This window comes from Acinetobacter sp. ANC_7512, from assembly GCF_056779935.1.
In genome coordinates, this window is sequence record NZ_JBWYIX010000002.1 from 84727 (window position 1) to 109467 (window position 24741).

Below are 24741 nucleotides of genomic sequence, written 5' to 3' on the forward strand. Positions count from 1 at the left end.
GGTCGTAGACTGAGCATTCATTTATTTCAAAAGTTATCCGTATCTTCTTGCCAATTGAACAACCTAAAATATCTAACAATCAATGATCCGAATCATTGCTGATCATCATTCATAAGCAAGTAAAATCTGTCGTTGTCAAAAAACTCCATTTTTTTATCAATAAATACCATTTCGATTTTTTTTGTTGGACAAGGTGCTGAATGTTTATAAAAACATGCAATTTTTTTGTTATTTTCAGTTTATTCAATGAATAAAAATGACGATAAAACCTGCGAACGTGATTTTTATTCACTGTATTTTCAGGCAAAATGTAAACATTCAATACATTTGGAACACTCGTGGCTGAACAACAAAATTCTTTGAGTCAGGTGGCTCAAGGTACGACTCAACTTCTACAAGATGCAAGTGAGAAAACGGCTCAAACCGTCATTGCACATACTGCGAAATACAATGATGCATATACCACCATTGATAAAATCATGGATGGCTTTTGGGAACGAATCCCTTATATCTGTATTGCTTTGATTGTATTTACCTTATTTTGGTTGTTGTCTAAGCTGTTCAAATTATTTGTCAGAAAAGCACTTTCAGAGCGTTCATATACCAAACAAAATTTAGTGCTCGTCCTCAACCGCGTCGGTAGCTCTTTTATTATTTTCTTTGGCTTCTTAATTGCGATGGTTATTGCAATTCCAGGGTTTACACCTGGACAGCTGATGAGTGCACTGGGGATCGGATCTGTCGCAATTGGTTTTGCATTTAAAGATATTTTTCAAAACCTGCTCTCTGGTATCTTAATTCTACTCGGTGAACCCTTCAAAATTGGCGACGATATCATTGTGAATGGTTTAGAGGGGACCGTTGAAGATATTCAAATTCGTGCAACCTACTTACGTTCACCTGATGGTCGCCGTATCGTCATTCCCAACGCAACGGTTTATACCAATGCAGTTACTGTTAATACGGCATATCCACGTCGTCGTTGTGAATTCGTGGTCGGTATTGGTTACGAAGATGATGTTCAAAAAGCGAAAGATATTATTTTGAGCATTTTAGACCGGGATCAACAAATCCTCAGTCAACCTGCATTTAGCGTGAATGTCTCTGCCTTAGCTGATTTCTCAATCAACCTCACTGTACGTTGGTGGGTGAATACGGGTGAAACTGCGACATCTACATCTATTAGTTTAGTTCAAGAAAAAGTCATTCAAGCTTTTGCTGAACATGAAATCTCGATTCCATATCCAGTTCAAGAGGTTAAAGTCTATCGCGGAGATTCTTCACAAGAAGATGAATCACCACGTGCTAAACAGACGACCTAACACATAAGGAATCACCGTCTCAGTACGAATAATTCGGTTGCCTAAGCTGACAGCTTGGCAGCCGTTTTTTATGAGTAAATCAATCTCATAAGGAATATAACCACCTTCAGGCCCAATCAATATCGTACATGGGTGCTCAATCGCATGAGGCATACTGTGGGTTGCATAAGGATGTGCTACATAAGCTGGTCGTTCAACGGAAATCATTTGAGGAAGAACATCTTCCACAAAAGGTTTAAAGCGTTTATATATTTCGATTTCAGGTGGAAATGTATCACCCGCTTGTTCTAAGCCCAGTTGAACATAGTGATTAATTTGCTGTAAAAATGGTGTTTGCCAATAGCTTTTATCGACCCGATAGCTGTGCAGCAAAATGATTTTTTCTACGCCTAGAGTTACAGCATCTTGAATCAATCGTCTCAATACTTTCGGTCTAGGCATAGCAACGATTAACGTTACAGGTAATTTCTTCGGTACAGGCTCTTCATAAAGTGGCTGAATTAAGATTTTCCTTTCAGAAATTTCTATGACCTCAGCTGTATATCGACCAGCACCTCTAATACCAACCTTTAAAGTATCTCCAATTTTAATATCAAATTGATGCTTCAGATGCTCAATTTGGCGTGCAGATTGAATCGTCCAGAGGTCATCCTGTGCTGATGCAGGATCAAGCAATACAATATTCATATACTAAAAAAACTAAAGGTATTGATTCAGGACATGAATATGTTTTTGCAACGACCCTGTATTCCGTTGCATGATCTTTTGAGCCTGATTTTGTACTGCTAAAATCGTTTCATCCTGAGATAAGCACTGAATAAGATGATTCACCACCTCTTCCGTAGTTTGACCGATTAGAATCCCTTTTTCTTCCACAAATTCATCGACAATGGTTTGAAAGTTAAAGTAGTTCGGTCCAATCACAGTCGGGACATTGAGTGATATTGGCTCTAAGATATTATGCCCACCGCCAGGTTCATTCAATGATCCACCCACAAAACTTGCTTGGCTCAATGCATACCAAATCCACATTTCACCCATACTATCAGCAAGATAAACTTGTGTATCAGCCTCAATGATTTCACCTAAACTACGTCGATGCATTTTTAACTCATTACTTTGAATGGCTTGTGCAACTTCATCAAAACGTTCTGGATGACGCGGTACAATAATCAGCAAGACGGCAGGATGATCATTTAAGTAGTCTTTAAACTTGGATAACAGATTTTTCTCTTCAGGATGATGTGTGCTTGCAATCGTAATAATTTGGCGTGCTTGCAAATCCCAATCTTGATGAATTTGTTGCGCTTTCAATAACATTTCTTCGGGCGCATGAATATCAAACTTAATACTGCCCACTGTTTGACTATGCGCTGTAGCAGCACCTAAAGCCCTAAATCGATTCAGTGAAGCTTCATCTTGAGCCAAAAGTTGAGTCAGACTGCTGAGCATAGGCTGAGTAATACTTGGTACTTTGGCGTATCCTTTCGCTGACTTTTTAGATAAACGTGCGTTCACCAAAAAAGTGGGTATTTTACTAATTTTCGCCTGATCAATTAAATTGGGCCATAGTTCTGTTTCAACCAAAACCAACATTTTAGGTTGATATTTTTTAAAAAAAGCACTGACTAATTTTTTTTGATCTGCAGGTAAATATACTGCTTGAAAAAGATCTACATATGGTGCTTTTGAAAATAAGGATTTAGCTCGTGCCTGACCTGTTTTGGTGGTATTCGTAACCAACACAGCATGTCCAAGCTTTAAATAATGTTCTATCAGAGGTTGTGCAGCATTGGTCTCTCCAACTGAAACCACGTGAAACCATATCGTATTAAGATTTTTTGGAGATTGAAACGGACCGAAGCGCTCTAAGCACTCTTGATGAAATTGCTCAATATTGTCTGCTCGCTTTTTTATACGCCATTTATAAATTGGCTTTAATAAAGCCAATGCTGCATTATACCAAAATGGAGTTGTCAAAACGTAAGACCTCGAGCTTTCTTAAAAAAATAGGGCATGACCACGAAGTTGAGATCATACCCTGCGAATTTTTTCGGTTCAAATACTTATCTTAAATTTCAATTTCCTTGTAAAAAAGGATAATCGATATAGCCTTCAGCCACATTCGTCCCGATCATATTTTCTAACTTCAATTCATTCAAAGGAGCATTCTGTACCAAACGCTCATATAAATCAGGATTGGCGATATAATCTTTACCAAAAGACACTGCATCAGCTTGACCTGAAGTGAGAAGTTGTAAAGCATCCTCTCGACTTAAACGCATATTTGCAATAAAAGGAATACCTTGTCCACGCGCTTTTAATTCTTGACTAATACTGTCTTCTGCCAAATATTCACGTGTAAAGAAAAATGCAATGTTTCTTTGACCGAGTTGTTCTAACACATAACCAAAAGTTTCACGTGGATCATCATCACCCATATCGTGTTCATCACCACGAGGAGCTAAATGTACACCTACTCGACCAGCACCCCAAACTTCAATTAGCTCATCCACGACTTCTAACAAGAAACGCGCACGATTTTCCACCGAGCCGCCATATTCATCTTCACGCTGATTGGTTTTCGATTGCAAGAATTGATCAATTAAATAACCATTCGCCGCATGCAATTCCACACCATCAAATCCTGCCTCTTTAGCACGAATTGCTGCTTGTTTATATTGCGCTGTAATCGCGTGAATTTCAGAAATTTCCAATGGACGTGGCAAGACATAAGGACGTTTCGGACGCAACAAACTGACATGTCCGGCTTGTTGAACAGCACTCGCCGAAACGGGTATATCACCCTTCAGTAAATCTGGATGTGACACACGTCCAACATGCCAAAGCTGAGCGACAATTAAGCCATCTTTATCATGAACAGCTCGGGTTACTTTCTTCCACCCTTCTACTTGAGCATCAGTAAATAATCCTGGCGTATTTAAATAGCCATTCGCCTCCTCAGAAATTACGGTCGCTTCTGAGATAATTAATCCACTACTTGCACGTTGCGCATAATACTCAGCCATCATTTCTGTTGGTACACGATCATCTGTCGCACGACTACGCGTTAAAGGTGCCATAACCACGCGATTTTTGAGCTTTAATTCACCAAAGACTACTGGGCTACTAAAATCAGTCATTCATCTATCCTCTTCACTCATTATCGTTAGAGTGATTGTTGAAGGTGTTCTGCAAAACTTTTTATCAGTGCTTCATTACGAGAAAAATAAGACCATTGACCATGCTTAGTAACATGAACCAAACCTGCTTGTTGTAAAACAGATAAATGATTAGACATGGTTGACTGAGATACATCTGCAATTTTTTCAATCTGTCCTGCACATACGCCACGACTAAAATCTTGCACGCACTCATCTTGTGGAATAAAGCGCTCTGGATCTTTTAAACATTGTAAAATTTGGCGGCGTATCGGGTTCGATAAGGCTTTGAAAATTGCTTCAGTATCCATCTCATTTCACTCAAGTTAATGATCTGCACTGTGCTGAACTCATTATATCGATTTTTATAGATATTAATATCGAATTATTACGATATTTAACAAATCGAGTTTATGAATGACTGTGCCGAATAATTCTGATTCTAACATTGAACTGATTTAATCTAGCAAGCTTCGTGCTAGAACGAAAAAGGCAGGGCTTTTGCCCTGCCTTTTTTTAAAAAAATATTAAAGCCCTTGTTTCAAACTAGCTTCAATAAATTTATCAAGATCACCATCTAACACGGCACCCGTATTTGAATTTTCAACGCCAGTACGTAAGTCCTTAATACGTGAATCATCCAACACATAAGATCGAATTTGGCTCCCCCACCCAATATCCGATTTAGAATCTTCTAGTGCTTGAGCTGCTTCATTACGCTTATTCATTTCCAATTCGTACAATTTAGCACGAAGCTGTTTCCAAGCATGATCACGGTTAGCATGTTGTGAACGCTGGTTCTGACAAGCCACCACAATTCCAGTAGGTGCATGGGTTAAACGCACGGCAGAATCTGTTTTGTTAATGTGCTGACCACCTGCACCTGAAGCGCGGTATGTATCCGTTCGAACATCTGCTGGATTGATCTCAATTTCAATGTTGTCATCAATTTCTGGAGACACAAAAACCGCTGAGAATGAAGTGTGACGACGGTTGCCTGAGTCAAAAGGTGATTTACGAACTAAGCGATGTACACCTGATTCAGTACGTAACCAACCATAAGCATATTCGCCTTCTACACGAATAGTGGCCGATTTAATCCCAGCCACATCACCGTCAGATTCTTCCATTAACTCAGCTTTAAAGCCATGACGCTCAATCCAACGTAAGTACATACGTAATAGCATAGATGCCCAATCTTGAGCTTCAGTACCACCTGACCCCGCTTGAATTTCGACATAGCAAGGATTTGGATCCATTGGATTACTAAACATACGTCTGAATTCAAGTTTAGCTAGTTCAGCCTCAGCTGAATCAAGTTCTGCTTGAACATCTGCAAGCATTTCTTCTTCATCCGCTTCTACAGCAAGATCAAGCATCGCTTGTGCATCATCAAGTTGTGTTGCTAAACCATCTAAAACATTTAAAACGTTTTCGAGCTCACCTTTTTCTTTTGCCATCGCTTGAGCACGATTTTGATCATTCCAAATTGCTGGATCTTCAAGTTCGCGGAGAACCTCCTCTAAACGCTCTTTCTTTAGATCGTAGTCAAAGATACCCCCGTAGTGTTTGACCACGTTCGTTCAAGTCTTTCAGCTGGAGAAGATAAGGATTAATTTCCACGGTGTAGATCCTAAATATGTCTATATCAAAATTGGCAATATTTTAACACAGCCAAGTAAAACTTGAGAGTTTGCTTTTTTATTCAATATTCTCTTGACCATTGTTTAGTTATTATTAACAATACATTTAATTATTAAAAAATACTTACTTTATTTTTACAACAATAAGCAGAGACTTATGAAAATGAACAAAACCTATTTGGCTTTGGCCATCCTCCCTTTGACAACTTCAGCTATGGCCTACCAAGCTCAAATTGATGCTGGATATACCTATTTTGACCATGATAGTCTCAAGGTTGATTATCACGGTGTATTTGAAACAGAAGGTACTTATTACTTCAAAGCAGTTGATACTGAAAATAAACCACTTAATGAGGCTGCATTTCTTGGCCACCATAATCGCGTTTCAGCGAAATATAGTTTTCAGCATATTAAAGACGATAAAGTGTATATAAATGAAACAGTTGCACAAAGCAAACAAGAGCTGCACGGCTATTCAATAGGGGGAGAATATTATATTGATCAACTGTACTTCACAGGTGAGGTCGGTCGTCAACATTATAAAGTGGAGTCACGCTCAAGCTCACTAAACGGTTCATCTCATGCTAAGCAGCGTTTCGATATAACCACCTATAGAGCTCTCGTTGGTTATACTCCTATTCAAAATTTACTGATAGCAGTAGGTATTAATGCTTATAAAGGTGAAGGCTTTGATGAAAATGCTTTTGCTTTAAAAGCCAAATATGTCACCCCATTAGGCCAAAATGGTCAATATCTCAATTTAGAATTGGATGGTAGTTTTGGACATGATATTGATTCGATTACATTTGGTGGGGATTATTATTTAACTCAACGCTTAAGCCTAGGTAGTGCTTATACGCGAGATACGAATAGCACTAGTAAAATTCATAAAGACGAATACCAATTACGTGGCAAATACTTTATCAATAATAACCTCTCTCTTGGGAGTATTTTAAGATTCAGTGATGATGAAAATAAGTTTAATGTAAACGGAACATATCGATTCTAATTCCATTCAACAGGGGGAAGTAGCAGTCCCAAAACTGCTACTTTCGTTCAAATTGCATACAATTCATATTCAAAAGCAACATAAAATGACTAAAACACCTTATCTTTCACATGAATTAACATGTTTTTTTATTTTTTAAAATCAATAACTTAAATTTTTATTTTTACATAAAAATTACACAAGATACATTACTGTTACTTTTGCTTGATTGATCCTTCATGATTTTCCCCTACACTGAACTTGTAACAAAAAATGTATTAACAACTAACTCTATTGAGGGGAAGTATCCATGAAAAAATTAGCAATCGCGTCTGCACTTCTTTCTGCTTTAGCTGTAACTGGAACTGCAAATGCATATCAAGCTGAAGTAGGTGCTTCTGCAGGTCTTATCGATCCTGATAATGGTAGTACAAGTGGTTCATTTGGTGTTGATGGTACTTATTATTTCCAACCAGTTCAAACACGCAATGCTCCACTAGCTGAAGCTGCATTCCTTGATCGTGCAAGTAATGTAAATGCGAAATACCAATACAGCGAAGTTGGTGATGATGAAAGACATCAATACGGCGTAGGTGTTGAATACTTCGTACCTAATTCTGATTTTTATGTAAGCGGTAATGTTGGTCGTGATGATCGTAAATTTGATATTGGACCTGATTTTGATGAGACAGTTTATGGTGCTGAAGTAGGTTATTTGCCTGCACCTGGCTTATTAATTGCAGCAGGTCTTAAGGGTTACGATAACGACTATGATGATGGTGTTGACCCAACATTACGTGCTAAATATGTAACTACATTGTCTAACGGTAAAGATATCAACTTAGAAGCTGGCGCTGCATTCGGTGACCTTGATGAATATAATCTAGCTGCTGATTACTTCATCGATAAAACTTTAAGTGTTGGTGTGGATTACTATAGTAAAGATACTGGTCCTGCAGATACAAACGAGTTTGGTGTAAGCGCACGTAAATTCTTCACACCTCAAGTAAGCTTAGAAGGTCGTGTAGGTTTCGGTGAACTTGCAAATAATGATTACAACAAGTTCGGTTTAGCTGCTAAATATCGCTTCTAATATCTTAATTAAAATTTAGTGTTTCTTAAAAGCCCATCTTAATGATGGGCTTTTTTTGTGCAAAATCCCGATGGAATGTCATTTTTTGTGCATTGACTCATCCCCTTTTGTTCTTACAATAGAAATCAGCTGTCACAAAACAGTCATATTTCTATAACAAAGAGAGTCAATATATGTTTAAAAAAATTACACTTGCGACTGCACTTATTGCAAGCTTAGGAACTGCACATGCGTATCAAGCTGAAGTTGGGGCTACAGCCAAATTGATCGATCCTGATAATGGTAGCAATTCTGCAGGTTTTGCGCTTGATGGCACATATTATTTTAATCCTGTTCAAATCAAGAACTCTCCATTGAACGAAGCTGCATTTTTAAATCGTTCGAGCAACGTGAATGCAAAAGTATCTTATGACGACTTTGATGTAGTCGAATACTGGAATTATGGTGTTGGAATTGAATACTTTGTTCCAAATACTGATTTCTATCTAAATGCCAATCTTTCTCAGGAAACTCAAAAAATACCTAACACCACTGATAATGATGTCACAAACTATAAAATTGAAGCTGGTTATTTCTTAGCACCATCTTTATTGGTCGCAGCTGGTTTACGTGGTTGGGATGATGACAACGATGATGGTATTGACCCTACTATTCGAGCAAAATATGTCACTCAAATTGGCACAAATGATGTGAATTTAGAGGCTGGAGCTGCATTTGGTGATCTAGACGAGTTCTCGTTAAGAGGCGATTATTATATTGATAAAACACTCAGCGTGGGTGTTGACTATTTCAATCAAGATTTCAATGGCGGATCTTTTGATGAGTTTGGTGTAAATGCTAAAAAATTCTTCAATCAGCAAATAAGTGTCGAAGGACGAATTGGTTTTGCAGATGACGGCAATACTTTTGCTGTACGTGGTGCATACCGCTTCTGATCTTTGAGTGCTAAAAACCGCTCTGATGAGCGGTTTTTTTATTGATGCATATGTACAATGCGCATTTGTAAACTGGTATTACCATTAAAGGTATTTTTATCCAGCTCATAGACCAAGCGAATTTCATTGAGCATCGGATCAAACTGATATTTATCTGCTGCGTTAAAGGCGATTGCCTCTACCACTTGACCATTTTCTAAAGCTACACGCAGTTTCAAGTGCACATCCTTAAGCCAGCGATAATCCAAAATTTTAAATACTCCCTCGAATACAGGCGCAGGAAACTTTTGCCCCCAAGGACTTAAATTTTGTAATACGTCCACCGTTTCAATTTGGAAAGCTGAAGCTGGCAACTCCCCATCCGTCCATAAGGTTGCAGTAAACAGACTTTCATCTTGACTGGCAATCAACTGCTCAAATACCTGCTTAAACTCAGCAAAATGTTCTTTTTTAATGGTTAGACCTGCAGCTGCAGCATGCCCACCAAAGTGACTGACAATATGTGGATATTGCTCAGCCACACGCTCAATCGCATCCCGAATATGAATTCCCTCAATTGAACGCGCTGAACCTTTGATATGTATGCCATCTTCATCACGGGCAAAAACGATACTCGGACGATGGAACTGCTCTTTTAAGCGTCCTGCCACAATTCCAATCACACCTTGATGCCAATGTGGCTCAAACATAATTAACGCTGCAGGTATTGCATCCTTATCTAGCTGAATTTGATCTAATGCAGTCAATGCTTCTTGTTTAATTTTACCTTCTACCTGACGACGTTCCACATTGAGTTGATTCAGCTGTTCCGCTAAAGGATATGCTGTAGCCAAGTCGGATGCCAAGAGACATTCGATGCCAATATCCATGGTTTCCATACGCCCTGCCGCATTAATTCGCGGTCCAATCACAAAACCTAAGTCTTGCGCTTTCAGTCCTGCAGGATCACGTTTGGCAATATCTAATAAGGCTGAAATCCCAGGGCGACATAATCCTTGTTGAATCCGCTTTAGACCACTGTCGATTAAGATTCGGTTGTTATAGTCCAAACTGGCAACATCGGCATAGGTCCCAAGCGCAACCAAATCCAAATAGCTGATCATTTGTGCAAAAGACTTGCCCATTTTTTTACGATGACTGGATAGGTTCGCCAACACATAAAAGGCAACTCCTACTCCTGCCAAAGCTTTACTTGGAAACTCACAACTGAGTTGATTCGGATTCACCACTGCCTCAGCCATAGGCGTTGGCTTGGTTGTGAGATGGTGATCGGTAATAATTACTTGCATCCCATGATCTTGAGCTTGCTTAACTCCATCATGACTTGAAATGCCATTGTCGACCGTAATCAACAAATCAGGCGTAAAGTTGGCAAACGCAAGATCTGCAATAGCAGGTGTCAAACCATAGCCATACTTAAAGCGATCAGGGACTAAATAATCAACATCTGCCCCCATGTCACGTAGTGCAAGCATCATCAGTGCTGTACTGGTCGCACCGTCAGCATCATAGTCACCGACAATCACAATTTTTTTGTGTTGATCAATGGCTTGGTCGATCAACTGAATTGCAGCATCTAACCCCTTCATAGTTGGCGCTAATAAGTATTTTAATTTCAGTTCTAGTTCTTGTTCAGATTCAACGCCTCGACGTGCCAAAATTTCGGCAATAAATGAAGGCACGCCCTGAAAATTTTCAGGGCGTGTTAAAAATGGACGTTGCTTGATTTCAAATTTTGGCATTTATGGCATCAATCGTTGTAATTTCCACGCACCGTCGATTTTTTCATAACACAAACGGTCGTGCAAACGGTTTGGGCGACCTTGCCAGAACTCATAATAATCTGGCTCTATACGGTAACCACCCCAGAAGTCAGGCTTATCTAAAGTTTGTTGATCTGCCACACGCTCATGCAATTCATTAAAGCGTTGCTGTAGCTCGTCACGGCTCGCAATCACACTACTTTGTGGGGTACTAATATGCGCTGCAATTTGGCTATCACGCGGGCGCTTATGGTAATAATCAGCGGATTCTTGTTCTGAAATTTTTACCACTCGACCTGAAATGCGAACTTGGCGTTCTTGTTCAGCCCAATAAAACAGAATTTGCGCATAAGGATTGGCTACTAAGTCGAGTCCTTTTTGGCTATCATAATTGGTATAAAACGCATAACCATTTTCATCGGCACCGCGAAGTAATACGGTACGTACGTGCGGTCGACCCTCAGCATTTGCTGTAGCTAATGACATGGCATACGGTTCGTGAAGCTGAGCTTCTAACGCATCGTTAAACCACAATAAAAACTGTTCATGTGGATTAGCATTCACTTGATCCTCATGTAATTCGCCTTTTTGATAATTTAGACGCAGTTCACTGAGATCTTTAATCAAATCACTCATGAGATCAATCCCCGATTAAGCTGCTGCATTAGCACGTACAGCATCTGCCAAAGCATGTGCCAGTGCAGTAACTTCTTGAAGATTATCACCTTCAACCATCACACGAATTACAGGTTCAGTCCCTGACTTACGAATCAGTAATCGACCACGACCTTTAAGTTGCGCTTCGGCTTTGGCAAATTCTGCAGCCAATGCAGGTACTGAGTATGGATCAAACATTGCATCTAAACGGACATTTACAAGCACGTTTGGCAGTAATTTAAAGTCAGCAACCAACTCATGCAATGCTTTCTTCTGTTCAACCATGACAGTTAAGACTTGTAGGGCTGCAATAATCGCATCACCTGTGGTGCTCTTGTCTAGAGTTAAAATGTGACCTGAAGGTTCACCACCAATAACCCAACCGTTTTCCTCTAAACCTTGCAGTACATAACGGTCACCAACTTTGGCACGAAGCAGTGGAACTTCTGCTTTTTCAAGTGCTAATTCAAGTGCCATATTGCTCATGAGCGTACCGACAATACCCGCTGGTTTATTGGCACTTTGTGTCGCCAAGATATATAGAATATGATCGCCATCAATCAGCTTTCCATTCTGATCCACTAGAATGACACGATCTGCATCGCCATCAAATGCAATACCCAAATCTGCTTGATGCTCAACTACAGCAGCTTGTAAACTCTCAGGATGAGTTGAGCCACAGCCTTGGTTAATATTCAAACCATTCGGTTCATTATGAATCGCAATCACTTTGGCACCGAGCTCACGGAATACCGCAGGACCCACGTTATATGCTGCTCCATTGGCACAGTCGACGACAATCTTTAAATTGTTTAAATCATAATGGTATGGGAACGTTGATTTACAAAATTCAATATAACGACCTGGAGCATCATCAACACGCACACTTTTTCCTAGACTCGCAATATCATCAATGACAATATCTTTCTCGAGTTCAGCATTAATCTCATCTTGAAACTCGTCTGGTAATTTTTTTCCTTCTGAAGAAAAAAACTTAATGCCATTATCATGATAAGGGTTATGTGAAGCTGAGATGACAATCCCTAAACTGGCATGCAAGGCACGAGTTAAATGAGCAATGGCCGGCGTAGGTAATGGCCCCAATAAATGCACATAAACACCAGCTGCGTTTAAACCCGATTGTAAAGCCGCTTCTAAAATATAACCTGATAAACGAGGATCTTTGCCCATCACCACAATCGGTTTATTTCTTTTTGTTCTACGCTTAAGTACTTTACCCGCAGCAAACCCTAATTTGAGTGCAAACTCAGGTGTGATTGGAAATACACCGAATTTCCCACGAATACCATCAGTACCAAAATAACTCATTCATTCTCTCACTTCTTAGCGGGTGATTAACATCATCCTTTTTCAATGCGCACCACTTTACACCAAAATAAAAAAACCGTCATTTACATGACGGTTTTTTTTAAAAATTGTTTTATAACAGGCAATTAACCAACACGGTAATTCGGTGCTTCTTTAGTAATGGTCACATCGTGAACGTGTGATTCAGACATACCCGCAGACGTGATTTTCACGAATTTCGCATTTTGACGAAGATCTTCAATCACTGCAGAGCCTGTATAACCCATAGATGAACGTAAACCACCCATCATTTGATGCACGATGTTGCCCATTGGCCCTTTGTAAGGTACGCGGCCTTCAATACCTTCTGGAACCAACTTCTCAGCACCTGCTTTAGAGTCTTGGAAATAACGATCCGCAGAACCTGTTGCACCCGCCATTGCACCCAATGAACCCATTCCTCGGTAAGCTTTGTAATAACGACCTTGGAAGAATTCAACTTCGCCTGGTGCTTCTTCAGTACCAGCAAGTAAAGAACCCACCATAATCGTACTTGCACCTGCACCGATCGCTTTTGCCATATCACCTGAGAAGCGGATACCACCGTCTGCGATCAATGGAATTTGATCTTTCAGTGCGTTAGCAACAGAATCGATCGCCGAAATTTGTGGCATACCAATACCTGCAACAATACGAGTCGTACAGATTGAACCAGGACCGATACCTACTTTCACAGCATCTGCGCCTGCATCAAGTAAAGCCAATGCAGCATCGCCAGTCGCAATGTTACCGCCAATGACTTGAACTTGTGGGTAGTTGGCTTTAACCCAACGTACGCGCTCGATAACACCAGCAGAGTGACCATGTGCAGTATCGACTACAATCACGTCAACACCCGCATCAACCAATGCTTCAACACGGCTTGGAGTTTCAACACCTGTACCAACTGCAGCACCCACACGTAAACGACCTAAGTCATCTTTACAGCTATTTGGATAAAGCTCAGCTTTATTAAAATCTGTTACAGTGATTAAACCTTTTAGTTCGTTGTTTTCGCCAACAACAATCACTTTCTCAATGCGATTTTTTTGGAGAAGTGCCTGAATGTTTTCTTTCGATTCACCTTCGCGAACGGTGACCAAACGATCTTGACCAGTCATGATGTTGCTTACTGGCTGTTCAAGATTAGTTTCAAAGCGTGTATCACGACCTGTCACAATACCAACTACTTTGCCATCTTTCACCACTGGCACACCGCTGATATTGTTCGCTTGCGTAATTGCGATTAACTCACGCACAGTCGTTTCAGGGGTTACTGTAATTGGATCTTTCACCATGCCTGCTTCAAATTTTTTCACACGGCGTACTTCAGCAGCTTGCGCTGCAATATCCATATTTTTATGAAGGATACCAATACCGCCATTTTGTGCCATTGCAATTGCCATACGGGATTCAGTCACCGTATCCATTGCTGCAGACACAAGAGGGATATTCAAATTAATGCCGCGAGTTAAACGTGTCTTTAGAGAGACATCTTTTGGGAGAACAGTAGAGTAGGCAGGGAGTAATAGGACATCATCAAAAGTTAACGCGTCTTGAACGATGGTCAACATAACAGTCTCACTGGTAATTTCCGTGCGCCATTATATACAAATTTTAAGGTAAATTTCATTTCTTATTATCGACAATTTTATGAAATTTACCCACCACCCCTATTTTTATGCAATTTACTATCCGAAAAAATCATAATAAGAGCATATAAAACATAAGCATATTTTAAATCATTCAAATTAACTGACCTGATCGTAATCGTCATCATTCGACGATGGAACAATTTCAATATCAATTAATGGGATCAGATGATGGGCTTGTCGAGCTTTGGCACATTGCGCATCTCCGGCTTGGACCTCTATACACGATGAACTGCGAACCGTATAGATCGAGCAAGAGACCTGCTTCCCTATTTCTCCTTCTAGAGCAACGCATCGCGGGTTAGTTTGATTAGTCCCCACCATACAAGCATATACAGGGTTAATATCCTCAACCATCTCGGTAGGGATGTTCATCGCTTCCGCACCATAAAATGAAACACGGAAATAGGCACAACAAGCACCACAACTTAAACACGCATCCTGTGCAGAAATCTGAGAGAGCATTTTTAAATCTCTTAAAAATAATTTTTTAGTGACGAAATCCTAAAAAAACTTAATTTCAAAAACAAGATTTATTTTTATTATATTTATTTACTAATCAATAACTTCTATTAAAAAATGCACCATTATGAATCACTTTCATGGTGCATTATTTCAATACTATTTATAAATAAACTAAATCTTTTGAAGATTCAGATCTTTATGCGTATACAACCATTTATAAACAATAATGTTGCACTAAAGTGCCCACACCAATGACAAGGAAAATTATTGCGCCAATTTTGTGAATCAAGGAAATAGGTAATCGATTCGCCAATTTATCACCAATAAATACTGCCGGCGCATTAGCGATCATCATACCTAATGTCGTTCCAGCCATCACCCACCAGATACTGTCAAAACGTGCAGCAAGTGCCACTGTCGCAATCTGCGTTTTGTCGCCAATTTCAGCCAAGAAAAATAAAATAAATGTCGCTCCAAAAACGCCAAATTTTTGCCATTTTTGAATACTTCCTGACTCATCCTCTAGTTCATCAGGGACCAGCATCCAAGCAGCCATAGCAATAAATCCTATTGCTAGAATCCACATGAGGATCTCGGGACTTAAAATTGTTGTAACCCATTGTCCTAGAGCAGCGGAAACTCCATGATTGACAATTGTCGCTAACAAAATAGCAATTAAGATTTGAACCGGTTTACGAAAGCGTGCGGCAAGAAGTAAAGCTAACAATTGGGTTTTATCACCCATTTCAGCTAGTGCGACGATACCTGTAGACAGAAGGAATTCATACATGATGTCTTTCTCTGGCTAGCATAACAAATACCAATGACCCACCATCCCTGCTAGCCAAAAATCCGCAGAATGGTAAATCAAAGGTCTTGCCAACAAAAGAAAGCTCAAATAGAGCTCATTTGGTTCTTTGCTATGATGACCATGCTCGTTTTAGAGCAAATATGTTGACCATCACCTGTTCTATTGCAGAACAGCGGCTACTCCCCAATGAAGTTTATCCATTATAAGCCTGGCTTTTTGTTTTTACAAATAAAAACCCCACCGAAGTGAGGTTTTGATTCTGCACACAAAATACGTTAAAAATATTTAAATGAGCAATGTACGAATATCTTTAAGCAGCTTCGTCAGTTTATTAGTAAAGCGAGCAGCATCAGCACCATTAATGACACGATGGTCATAAGACAATGACAATGGAAGCATTAAACGTGGATCAAAACCTTGTCCATTCCACACAGGTTGCATCGTTGCAGGTGAAATACCCAAGATTGCCACTTGCGGCCAGTTGACAAGCGGAGTGAATGCCGTACCACCAATTGCGCCTAGGCTTGAAATCGTGAAGTTGGCACCTTGCAGATCTTTCGGTGACAATTTCTTATCACGTGCTTTTTGACCCAACTCACCGAGTTCAACTGCGATTTGCTTAATTGATTTTTGATCTGGATTACGTAGCACAGGCACTGTTAAACCATCTGGTGTAGCAACAGCAATGCCCATATGGATTTCTTTACGCAGTAATACGGTTTTGCCATCATCAGACAAGTGACCTGCAAACTCACGTTCTTCTTTTAGCAAATGCGCTACAGCCTTGATGATGAATGCCATAATGGTCAGGCTAATGCCTTCTTTCTTAAAGTTGCCTTTAAGCTCATTACGCCATGCTTCAAGCTCCGTAATATCTGCCGCATCGAATTGGGTCACTTGCGGGATATAATTGTTCAATGACAACTGTGGAATAGACACTTGCTGTAAACGTGTTAACGCTTTTTCTTCTACACCACCAAAGGCGTCAAAACTTGGTAATTTAGGCAATCCTGCTGGTGCAGCAACTGTCGGTGCAGCAGTTACAGGTGCTGGTGCAGTTAAACGTGTTTTCACATACGCAAAGATGTCTTCTTTCATTAAGCGTGCATGTGGACCAGAAGCTTTGACTTCTGCCAACACAACACCAAGCTCACGCGCCAACTTACGTACCGCAGGACCAGCATATACTTTGGCATTTGCTGCATTTTGCTCTTTGGTCAGTTTATCTGCTGAAGGGGCTGCTGTTTGTACAGGAGCAACCGCTGCTTGCGCAGGGGCAGCTTTTGGTGCTTCCGCTTTTGTAGTCACTGGTGCTGATACAGGGGCTTCTGTAACTGGGGTTGCTTGACCTTCAGCTTCAATCGTGACTAAAGCCACACCTTCAGACACATTTTGACCCAATTCAATATGAATTGCGGTAATCACACCTGTGGTGGTACTTGGTACTTCAACAGTCGCTTTATCTGATTCAACCACAATGATGCTTTGGTCTTTTTCAACCTTATCACCAACAGCCACTAAAATTTCAGCTACAGCAGCTTTGTCTACACCTAAGTCAGGGACAGCGATCTCAACTTTACCTGCTGGCGCTGAAGCAACTGTCGCTTTTGTTGATTCTGCAGGTGGTGCCTCTGCAGATGGAACAGTCGTCGGTGTGGTTTCTGCAGCAGCTTGCGCCGCGGTTGATGCTGAAGCTGCTGTTTTCACTTTCAGAATCACAACACCCTCTTTCACTGTATCACCGACTGAAATTTCAATCGATTCAACTGTACCCGCAATAGCACTTGGAACTTCGACTGTCGCTTTGTCAGACTCAACAACAATGATACTTTGATCGGCATCAATTTCGTCGCCAACCGCAACCAAGATCTCACCCACAGTGGCTTTTTCAACACCAATGTCTGGTACTTGAACATCAACAGTTTCAGATGCCGTTGCTGCTTTTGGTGCTTCCACTTGAGATTGGGCTACAGGTTCTGCGTGAGCTTGTGCTTTCAATTCTTCAACTTGTGCTGTAAGTGCTTCAGATGACGTTTGCCCCTCCGCTTCAAGCTCTACCAAAACCGCACCTTCAGCAACTTCGTCACCAAGGCTCACCAAAATACTTTTCACCACACCTGCTGAAGTGCTTGGCACTTCAACAGATGCTTTGTCAGACTCCAACAAAACAATGCTGTCATCGACACTAATCGTATCACCCACTTTGACCAAAATTTCAGCCACTGTAGCTTTATCTACACCAATATCAGGAGTCGTAATTTGCATGCTTAGTTCTCCTCTTTGTAGTCAGCTACAGCGTGAAGTTCAGGCGTTGTTTGAGGTGCCCAAGCGACTGGACGGTCAGTATCTAATTCAAAGCTAGAAATCGCATCTTTAACTAGACGCGCATCTACTTCACCCTCGTCAGCAAGTTTCTTCAGGGTCGCAACAACAATATGTGCAGCATCTACACCAAAGTAGCTACGAAGTTTTGCACGTGTATCTGAGCGACCATAACCGTCTGTTCCTAATGCTACAAATGGACGGTTATCTGGAAGGTAAGCGCGAATTTGCTCACTGTAAGCACGCATATGATCTGTTGCAGAAACGACGATACCTTTCGTACCACGCAACTGCTTCGACACCCATGCTTCTTTTACATCTTCAGTAAGTGGATGTAAACGATTATATTCTTCGCACGCCATACCATCACGCGCAAGCTCATTAAAGCTTGTTACGCTGTAGACATTCGAATGAATTTGATATTCATCACGTAAGATTTGAGCCGCTTTAATCACTTCACGCAGAATTACACCTGAACCTAAAAGCTGAACTGTGGCTTTTTCATCTTCCTCAAGTAAATACATACCACGTTTAATGCCTTCTTCAGCACCTTGTGGCATCGCTGGATGCTCATAGTTCTCATTCATTACAGTTAAGTAATAGAACACACGCTCCTGATCCACATACATGCGTTTTAGACCGTCATGTACAATCACCGCAAGTTCATATCCGAAACATGGATCATAAGAAATACAATTTGGAATCGTATTCGCAAGAATATGTGAGTGACCATCTTGATGCTGTAGACCTTCACCATTCAGCGTAGTACGACCAGCAGTTGCACCCAATAAGAAACCTTGCGCCTGTGCATCACCTGCCGCCCATGCAATATCACCAATACGTTGGAAGCCAAACATTGAGTAATACATGTACATCGGGATCATAGGAAGGTTATTGGTTGAATAACTTGTTCCTAAAGCAGCCCAAGCACTCATTGCACCTGCTTCATTGATCCCCTCTTGAAGCATATGACCATCTTTCGCTTCACGGTAATGCATCAACTGCTCTTGATCTTCAGGGGTATATTTTTGACCGTGCGCGGCATAAATGCCCAATTGACGGAACATCCCTTCTAAACCGAAAGTACGCGCCTCATCTGGAACAATTGGTACCACACGGTCTTTAATTGCTTTTTCTTTCAGTAGTGCAGAGATTAAACGTACCATCACCATGGTCGTTGATTGTTGCTTACCATTAGAACCAGCTAACACTGCATCAAATACAGACAACTCAGGAATCGCTAAAGATTCGCTCTCTTTACGACGTGCTGGTAAGTAACCACCTAATGCCTCACGGCGAGCCTTCATATACTTAATTTCAGGCGAGTTTTCACTTGGGCGATAAAATGGAACTTCTTCAAGTTGCTCATCGGTAAATGGCAAGTTGAAACGGTTACGTACATATTTAAGCGATTCAAGTTGCATTTTCTTGATTTGATGCGTTTTATTGACCGCTTCAATTTCTTCAGATAAGCCGTAACCTTTAACAGTTTTCGCGAGAATAACCGTTGGCTGACCTGTAGATTTCATGGCTTCTGCATAAGCAGCATATACTTTGTAAGGATCGTGACCGCCACGATTTAAATTATCGATATCTTCATCACTTAAGTGTTTAACTAACTCTTCAGCTTCAGGATATTTACCAAAGAAGTGCGCACGTGTATAAGCACCACCTTTCACTTGATAACGCTGATAATCACCATCTACAGCTTCTTCCATAATGGCTTTAAGCGCACCAGATTCATCTTTAGCAAGTAGTGGATCCCAATGACGACCCCATACTACTTTAATCACGCGCCAACCTGCACCACGGAATAAAGACTCAAGTTCTTGGATGATCTTACCATTACCACGAACTGGACCATCTAAACGTTGCAAGTTACAGTTTACAACCCAAACCAAGTTGTCTAACTTTTCACGACCTGCCAACGAGATTGCACCAGTACTTTCTGGCTCATCCATCTCACCATCGCCAAGATAAGCCCAAACCTTACGATCTTCTTCTTTAATCAAACCGCGGTTCATCAAGTACTTTTGAATATGTGCTTGATAAATGGACATGATTGGACCCAGACCCATCGATACCGTTGGGAACTGCCAATAGTCTGGCATTAAGTATGGATGTGGGTACGAAGGCAAACCAATACCATCAACTTCACGACGGAAATTGTTTAGATGCTCTTCAGTTAAACGACCTTCCAAGAATGAACGCGCATAAATCCCTGGTGCACAGTGACCTTGATAATAAATCATGTCACCGCCGAAGTTATCACTGTTCGCACGGAAGAAATGGTTAAAGCCAACATCATATAAAGTTGCAGAAGATGCAAAGCTGGCTAAGTGACCACCAAGATCGTCGCCTGTTTTATTGGCGCGAAGCACCATTGCTAAAGCATTCCAACGAATCAAAGCACGAATTCGGCGCTCCATATCTGGATCGCCAGGCATTGCAGGTTGCTCTTCTACTGAAATCGTATTTAAGTAAGGAGTATTTAGACGCTGAATGGGAACATGTTTCGCAATCGCACGTTGATACAGTTTTTCAAGAAGAAAGGCTGCTCTTTCCGTCCCCATATGCTGTAAAACAGAGTCAAAAGCGTCCTGCCACTCTTGGGTTTCTTGTGCGTCGGTATCACCGTAATACGCCATATTACACCTATATTCATGCCTATTTGTATGCCCTATATTTAACATATTTTCGCGATACGCAGTTATGGCTATAAATGAATACGACATTAGACTAATATTTCAATAATAAATAGTACTTGACCATTTATTACACAAATTAACACTAAAACGCCAATATTGCTGTTTTTTTATACAAAGCTTTATTCTAATCTTAAATTTAATCAAGTGACCTGACAGCAAAAACGAAAATCGCCAAGACTTTGCTTGGCGATTTATTCAAACGACTTAACAATGGATGTGTATTAATGAGGTTTGATAATTAATTAAGGCAACATCGCTAGGTAAGTTGAAGGGTTTTTACGCTGACCATCTTTGACCACTTCATAATGTAAGTGAGGACCAGTACAACGTCCAGTACAACCCACATTGGCAATATGCTCACCAGCAGTGACTTTATCACCTACTTTAGCAATCAAGCGTGAAGCATGTGCATATCGTGTGATATACCCATTACCGTGGTTGATTTCAACATATTGACCATAACCTGTACCCCAACCTGATTTGGTCACTATACCTGGACCAGTTGCATAAATTGGAGTGCCTGTTGGTGCAGCAAGATCTAAGCCTGAATGGTTTTCAGCACGACCGCCCATTGTTCGGCCGCCATAATTTGAACTGACACGACCAGTTGGAAGCGGGTGTGTCACTAACCATGAATATGCATTATTTGAAGAGTAACGATTTGAACTTGTCGTTGTAGTTTTTTGAGCAGGGTATTTACTATTAAGCAGCGCATTATTTAATTCGATTGGATCCTCCTTCGCTCGAACTGTCACATCGACTTGTGCTGTCGCTGGAATGTCCATGTCATCAGGATGACTATAAGAACCTTGTGATAGTGTTCTTGTTAACTCTTCCAATCGATCAGGATTGGAGGCTTGTGTGGCATCTAATTGAACTAAATCTGCAAATGCAACCGAAGCTGCTGAAGCTGCTAAAGAAAACGCTAATAAAATACGTCGCGTATACATATAAACCTCATTAAACTGTTCTTACTCAAGTCTCTTGTGTGATCTCTTCCTTGATATCGAAAGAAACAAGCGTTTAAGATTAAGACAAAACAATGTAGGAACAATGTATGTCAGAACCAAAAAATATGTTTCAACAAACAAGACAACACATAAAAACAGGAAACTTATCGTTTCTCACAAAGCAAGTTGCTGACTGGCAGAGACTTACAAAATTAATTCAACCGCTATTGCCCAAAAATGAGCAATGGCAAGTTGTCTGTTATCAATACGGTATTTTGACCATCACCGGTGAAAATCAAGCCATGATTAGTCAACTCGGTTACCTTCAAAAACAGTATATTTCTCAGTTATCACAAATCCCTGAACTCAAAGATTTACAAAAAATCCAAGTTCGTCTTCGAGCAAAAAAAGAAATTCCCCAAACACAAACTGAAAATTCCAAAACTTCTTTATGTCCGACAACGCAAGAAATGTTACTCAACGCTGCTAGTTTTGTGAACGATCCTAAGCTTAGCCAAGCTATGATACGTTTGGCAAGCAATAAAAAGTAACTGGACCATTTGATTTAAACGTCATTCACTACTTTAAAAGCGAATTAAGTCACACTTAACAATGTTACACTATAACATTTAACCTGAAGACAATGACTTAGATCACACTTACATATTGAATTGGACAAGACTTTTCGTCATCAAATGTTACAATTTCATAATTAGATGGATCACTCTGAACATTGCGAAGCAGTTGATTATTGAGTGCATGTCCAGATTTGTAACCATCAAACTTCGCAATAATTTGATGTCCGAGTAAATAAAGATCACCCACCGCATCCAATATTTTATGACGTACAAATTCATCAGCAAATCGTAAGCCTTCTTCGTTCACGACACCTGAATCATCAACACCAATTGCATTCTCTAAACTAGCACCCAAAGCTAAATTATTCGCCTTAAGATAATCCAAATCTTTCATAAAGCCGAAAGTACGTGCCTCACTGACTTCATAAACAAATGTTTCCGTTGAGAAATCAATACTGGCAGACTGATATTCTTTGGCAAAGGCTGGGTGATCGAAATCAATCGTAAAATTAAGTTGAAAACCATCATGCGGATTAAAAATAGCGCGCTTATCGTCAATTAATGCTTCTACAGGCTTTAATATTTTTATAAATTTTTTAGGCGCTTCTTGCTCCATCAACTCACCTTGCATGAGTAAATAGATAAATGGACCGGCGCTTCCATCCATAATTGGAACTTCTGAAGCTGATACTTCAATAATCAGATTATCAATACCAAGACCTGCAATCGCACTCATAATATGTTCGATAGTCCCAACTTTGGCATTTTCTTGTACCAAATTTGAACACATAAATGCTTCTTGAATCAGCATCGCATTAGCAGGGATATCTACGGGCGGATTTAAATCAATACGGCGAAAAACAATACCCCCATCAGCGACATGTGGTACAAAGTTAATCATTACTTTTTGCCCACTGTGTAATCCGATACCACTCGCTTTCACGACTCGTTTCAGGGTGCGTTGCTTCAACATGTTTCTTCAATATTCATCTAAAATCTAGTATACGTTAGCACATTTAGCCATTGATAAAAATCAAAAAGGTGGCATAAGCGCCACCTTTTCTGTTTGATCATCGTAAACACATTATGTTACATGTTATTTACGCTGTTGATTTTTAAGATAATCTTGAATGCTCATTGGTGCAGATCGAGGCGCTGCAGAAGGCTCTGGGGCTACACTCTCTTGATTCTGACGTTTACTGATTGCTGGAACATCATCTTCATCCAAAGCAGCAGCTTGTCCACCAACTGATGGGTTTACACTCACTGGCGCACGGCGCTTCACTTCCGTTTCATTCGCATTACGAGTTAAACCTGTCGCAATCACAGTAACACGGATTTCATCACGCGCATCTGGATCAAATACAGTACCAAAGAAGACTTCACCTTCATCCAGATCAACAATTTGATTGACAACATCTGTGATAATTTCAGTTTCACGTAAGGTAACATCATTACCGCCAGTGATATTAATTAAAACACCCTTCGCGTTCATAATATTTACGTTGTCAAGCAACGGACTGCGAATCGCAAGACGCGCTGCATCTTCAGCACGATCTGGACCGCTACTCTTACCTTCACCCATCATCGCATAACCGCGTGTGCTCATCGCTGTTTTTAAATCGGCGAAGTCAAGGTTGATATGACCAGGACGCACAACTAGATCAAAGATACTTCGTACCGCGTTAAGCAAGACATCATCCGCTTTGCGATAAGCATCTTGCATCGAGATATCACCATAAACGCTAAGTAGGCGTTGGTTTGGAATGATAATCAATGAGTCAACATGCTTTTCAAGTTCTTCGATCCCTTTTTCAGCAGAACGTTGACGACGACGACCCTCGAAGTTAAATGGAGTGGTGACAACACCAACCGTCAAAATACCCATTTCTTGTGCTATTTCAGCCACGACTGGTGCTGCACCAGTACCAGTACCACCACCCATGCCGGCAGTAACAAATACCATATCTGCACCTTCCAGATGCTGACGGATTAATTCGCGACTTTCTTCTGCTGCAATTTGACCGACATCAGGATTTGCTCCTGCACCTAGTCCACGCGTACTTTGTTGGCCCAATTGGATTTTGAATGGCGCATTCATACGATCCAAAGCTTGTTTATCTGTATTTGCACAAACAAATTTCACGCCTTTGATATCAGATTGCACCATGTGTTGTACGGCATTACCACCACCGCCACCAACACCAAACACAGTAAAACGGGCTTGACCGTTATTATCGGTTTGTTCATCTTCTAAAAATTCAAATGAAGCCATGACCTTAACTTTTCCTAATAAATTTGGCAGTCACTTAAGCCCGTATACTGCCTTGATCTTCAATAATAAAA

The 24741-nt window shown here is 40.5% G+C and carries 21 protein-coding genes and 1 riboswitch; of the genes, 5 read left to right on the forward strand and 16 right to left on the reverse strand.

Going from position 1 to position 24741, the window contains the following annotated elements; all coding sequences use genetic code 11:
• Window positions 1-338 precede the first annotated feature (338 nt).
• Entirely contained in the window at window positions 339-1322 is a 984-nt protein-coding gene (locus AC1M9H_RS03005; protein WP_481586863.1) for a mechanosensitive ion channel family protein, read from the forward strand.
• Here AC1M9H_RS03005 and AC1M9H_RS03010 read toward each other — a convergent pair.
• The 5 genes from AC1M9H_RS03010 to prfB all read right to left on the reverse strand — a co-directional run bounded on the left by AC1M9H_RS03010 (window position 1296) and on the right by prfB (window position 6106).
• Window positions 1296-2009 (reverse strand): 16S rRNA (uracil(1498)-N(3))-methyltransferase, encoded by a 714-nt coding sequence (locus tag AC1M9H_RS03010; RefSeq protein WP_481612727.1) that lies wholly within the window; start codon window positions 2007-2009, stop codon window positions 1296-1298. The genes AC1M9H_RS03005 and AC1M9H_RS03010 overlap by 27 nt on opposite strands.
• Window positions 2010-2021: 12 nt before the next feature.
• Window positions 2022-3302: a 3-deoxy-D-manno-octulosonic acid transferase gene (locus AC1M9H_RS03015; RefSeq protein ID WP_481612728.1), complete on the reverse strand. Its 1281-nt coding sequence runs from the start codon at window positions 3300-3302 to the stop codon at window positions 2022-2024.
• Between the two features lie 98 nt (window positions 3303-3400).
• Window positions 3401-4465 carry an alkene reductase gene (locus AC1M9H_RS03020; protein WP_481612729.1) on the reverse strand — a complete coding sequence of 355 codons (1065 nt, stop codon included), beginning with the start codon at window positions 4463-4465 and terminating at the stop codon, window positions 3401-3403.
• A 26-nt stretch (window positions 4466-4491) separates the two neighbouring features.
• Complete coding sequence (locus tag AC1M9H_RS03025; RefSeq protein ID WP_035265803.1) at window positions 4492-4794, reverse strand: ArsR/SmtB family transcription factor; 303 nt, start codon at window positions 4792-4794, stop codon at window positions 4492-4494.
• Between the two features lie 216 nt (window positions 4795-5010).
• Window positions 5011-6106 (reverse strand): peptide chain release factor 2 gene (gene prfB / locus AC1M9H_RS03030; protein WP_481591851.1). Its coding sequence is split into 2 segments (ribosomal slippage): window positions 5011-6033 and window positions 6035-6106, totalling 1095 coding nucleotides; the frame shifts between segments, so codons are not numbered across the junction.
• A gap of 177 nt (window positions 6107-6283) precedes the next feature.
• Here prfB and AC1M9H_RS03035 point away from each other — a divergent pair.
• From AC1M9H_RS03035 to AC1M9H_RS03045, 3 genes are all read left to right on the forward strand, one after another.
• Window positions 6284-7135 (forward strand): putative porin, encoded by an 852-nt coding sequence (locus AC1M9H_RS03035; protein ID WP_481612730.1) that lies wholly within the window; start codon window positions 6284-6286, stop codon window positions 7133-7135.
• Between the two features lie 289 nt (window positions 7136-7424).
• Window positions 7425-8207: a putative porin gene (locus AC1M9H_RS03040; RefSeq protein WP_035265806.1), complete on the forward strand. Its 783-nt coding sequence runs from the start codon at window positions 7425-7427 to the stop codon at window positions 8205-8207.
• Between the two features lie 173 nt (window positions 8208-8380).
• Window positions 8381-9142 (forward strand): putative porin, encoded by a 762-nt coding sequence (locus tag AC1M9H_RS03045; protein ID WP_481612731.1) that lies wholly within the window; start codon window positions 8381-8383, stop codon window positions 9140-9142.
• A gap of 38 nt (window positions 9143-9180) precedes the next feature.
• Here the strand turns inward: AC1M9H_RS03045 and recJ are convergent, their stop codons facing one another.
• The 9 genes from recJ to AC1M9H_RS03090 form a co-directional block, all read right to left on the reverse strand.
• Entirely contained in the window at window positions 9181-10884 is a 1704-nt protein-coding gene (gene recJ, locus AC1M9H_RS03050) for a single-stranded-DNA-specific exonuclease RecJ (RefSeq protein ID WP_481612732.1), read from the reverse strand.
• Entirely contained in the window at window positions 10885-11541 is a 657-nt protein-coding gene (gene pdxH / locus AC1M9H_RS03055; protein WP_481612733.1) for a pyridoxamine 5'-phosphate oxidase, read from the reverse strand. It lies immediately after the preceding gene.
• Window positions 11542-11556: 15 nt separating this feature from the next.
• On the reverse strand, window positions 11557-12891 hold the full coding sequence (gene glmM / locus AC1M9H_RS03060; protein ID WP_035265813.1) for a phosphoglucosamine mutase: 1335 nt from the start codon (window positions 12889-12891) through the stop codon (window positions 11557-11559).
• Window positions 12892-13016: 125 nt separating this feature from the next.
• Entirely contained in the window at window positions 13017-14483 is a 1467-nt protein-coding gene (gene guaB, locus AC1M9H_RS03065) for an IMP dehydrogenase (RefSeq protein WP_035265814.1), read from the reverse strand.
• A gap of 177 nt (window positions 14484-14660) precedes the next feature.
• On the reverse strand, window positions 14661-15026 hold the full coding sequence (locus tag AC1M9H_RS03070) for a YkgJ family cysteine cluster protein (protein WP_481612734.1): 366 nt from the start codon (window positions 15024-15026) through the stop codon (window positions 14661-14663).
• A 214-nt stretch (window positions 15027-15240) separates the two neighbouring features.
• Entirely contained in the window at window positions 15241-15816 is a 576-nt protein-coding gene (locus AC1M9H_RS03075) for a TMEM165/GDT1 family protein (protein ID WP_481612735.1), read from the reverse strand.
• A 75-nt stretch (window positions 15817-15891) separates the two neighbouring features.
• Window positions 15892-16034, reverse strand: a riboswitch (yybP-ykoY riboswitch).
• Between the two features lie 88 nt (window positions 16035-16122).
• A complete protein-coding gene (locus AC1M9H_RS03080) occupies window positions 16123-18102 on the reverse strand; it encodes a 2-oxo acid dehydrogenase subunit E2 (RefSeq protein WP_481612736.1) in 1980 nt (659 codons plus the stop codon).
• Window positions 18103-18104: 2 nt separating this feature from the next.
• On the reverse strand, window positions 18105-20807 hold the full coding sequence (gene aceE / locus AC1M9H_RS03085) for a pyruvate dehydrogenase (acetyl-transferring), homodimeric type (RefSeq protein ID WP_092766512.1): 2703 nt from the start codon (window positions 20805-20807) through the stop codon (window positions 18105-18107).
• A 302-nt stretch (window positions 20808-21109) separates the two neighbouring features.
• Window positions 21110-21817 carry a M23 family metallopeptidase gene (locus AC1M9H_RS03090; RefSeq protein WP_481612737.1) on the reverse strand — a complete coding sequence of 236 codons (708 nt, stop codon included), beginning with the start codon at window positions 21815-21817 and terminating at the stop codon, window positions 21110-21112.
• A gap of 107 nt (window positions 21818-21924) precedes the next feature.
• On the opposite strand from AC1M9H_RS03090, the gene AC1M9H_RS03095 reads away from it, so the two are divergent.
• A complete protein-coding gene (locus tag AC1M9H_RS03095) occupies window positions 21925-22368 on the forward strand; it encodes a DciA family protein (protein WP_035265826.1) in 444 nt (147 codons plus the stop codon).
• Window positions 22369-22465: 97 nt separating this feature from the next.
• Here the strand turns inward: AC1M9H_RS03095 and lpxC are convergent, their stop codons facing one another.
• Both lpxC and ftsZ read right to left on the reverse strand, forming a co-directional pair.
• Window positions 22466-23368, reverse strand: a complete 903-nt coding sequence (lpxC, locus tag AC1M9H_RS03100) for a UDP-3-O-acyl-N-acetylglucosamine deacetylase (RefSeq protein ID WP_481612738.1) — start codon at window positions 23366-23368, stop codon at window positions 22466-22468.
• A gap of 123 nt (window positions 23369-23491) precedes the next feature.
• Complete coding sequence (gene ftsZ / locus AC1M9H_RS03105) at window positions 23492-24670, reverse strand: cell division protein FtsZ (protein WP_035265829.1); 1179 nt, start codon at window positions 24668-24670, stop codon at window positions 23492-23494.
• Window positions 24671-24741 lie beyond the last annotated feature (71 nt).

What these genes read in the sequence shown, in the direction of transcription:
- AC1M9H_RS03095 (WP_035265826.1), top strand. Translation starts at nt 21,925, where the DNA reads ATGTCAGAACCAAAAAATATGTTTCAACAAACAAGACAACACATAAAA.
- glmM (WP_035265813.1), bottom strand. Translation starts at nt 12,891, where the DNA reads ATGAGTTATTTTGGTACTGATGGTATTCGTGGGAAATTCGGTGTATTT.
- AC1M9H_RS03040 (WP_035265806.1), top strand. Translation starts at nt 7,425, where the DNA reads ATGAAAAAATTAGCAATCGCGTCTGCACTTCTTTCTGCTTTAGCTGTA.
- pdxH (WP_481612733.1), bottom strand. Translation starts at nt 11,541, where the DNA reads ATGAGTGATTTGATTAAAGATCTCAGTGAACTGCGTCTAAATTATCAA.
- AC1M9H_RS03020 (WP_481612729.1), bottom strand. Translation starts at nt 4,465, where the DNA reads ATGACTGATTTTAGTAGCCCAGTAGTCTTTGGTGAATTAAAGCTCAAA.
- AC1M9H_RS03045 (WP_481612731.1), top strand. Translation starts at nt 8,381, where the DNA reads ATGTTTAAAAAAATTACACTTGCGACTGCACTTATTGCAAGCTTAGGA.
- lpxC (WP_481612738.1), bottom strand. Translation starts at nt 23,368, where the DNA reads ATGTTGAAGCAACGCACCCTGAAACGAGTCGTGAAAGCGAGTGGTATC.
- guaB (WP_035265814.1), bottom strand. Translation starts at nt 14,483, where the DNA reads ATGTTGACCATCGTTCAAGACGCGTTAACTTTTGATGATGTCCTATTA.
- ftsZ (WP_035265829.1), bottom strand. Translation starts at nt 24,670, where the DNA reads ATGGCTTCATTTGAATTTTTAGAAGATGAACAAACCGATAATAACGGT.
- AC1M9H_RS03090 (WP_481612737.1), bottom strand. Translation starts at nt 21,817, where the DNA reads ATGTATACGCGACGTATTTTATTAGCGTTTTCTTTAGCAGCTTCAGCA.
- aceE (WP_092766512.1), bottom strand. Translation starts at nt 20,807, where the DNA reads ATGGCGTATTACGGTGATACCGACGCACAAGAAACCCAAGAGTGGCAG.
- AC1M9H_RS03075 (WP_481612735.1), bottom strand. Translation starts at nt 15,816, where the DNA reads ATGTATGAATTCCTTCTGTCTACAGGTATCGTCGCACTAGCTGAAATG.
- recJ (WP_481612732.1), bottom strand. Translation starts at nt 10,884, where the DNA reads ATGCCAAAATTTGAAATCAAGCAACGTCCATTTTTAACACGCCCTGAA.
- AC1M9H_RS03025 (WP_035265803.1), bottom strand. Translation starts at nt 4,794, where the DNA reads ATGGATACTGAAGCAATTTTCAAAGCCTTATCGAACCCGATACGCCGC.
- AC1M9H_RS03070 (WP_481612734.1), bottom strand. Translation starts at nt 15,026, where the DNA reads ATGCTCTCTCAGATTTCTGCACAGGATGCGTGTTTAAGTTGTGGTGCT.
- AC1M9H_RS03035 (WP_481612730.1), top strand. Translation starts at nt 6,284, where the DNA reads ATGAAAATGAACAAAACCTATTTGGCTTTGGCCATCCTCCCTTTGACA.
- AC1M9H_RS03010 (WP_481612727.1), bottom strand. Translation starts at nt 2,009, where the DNA reads ATGAATATTGTATTGCTTGATCCTGCATCAGCACAGGATGACCTCTGG.
- AC1M9H_RS03080 (WP_481612736.1), bottom strand. Translation starts at nt 18,102, where the DNA reads ATGCAAATTACGACTCCTGATATTGGTGTAGATAAAGCTACAGTGGCT.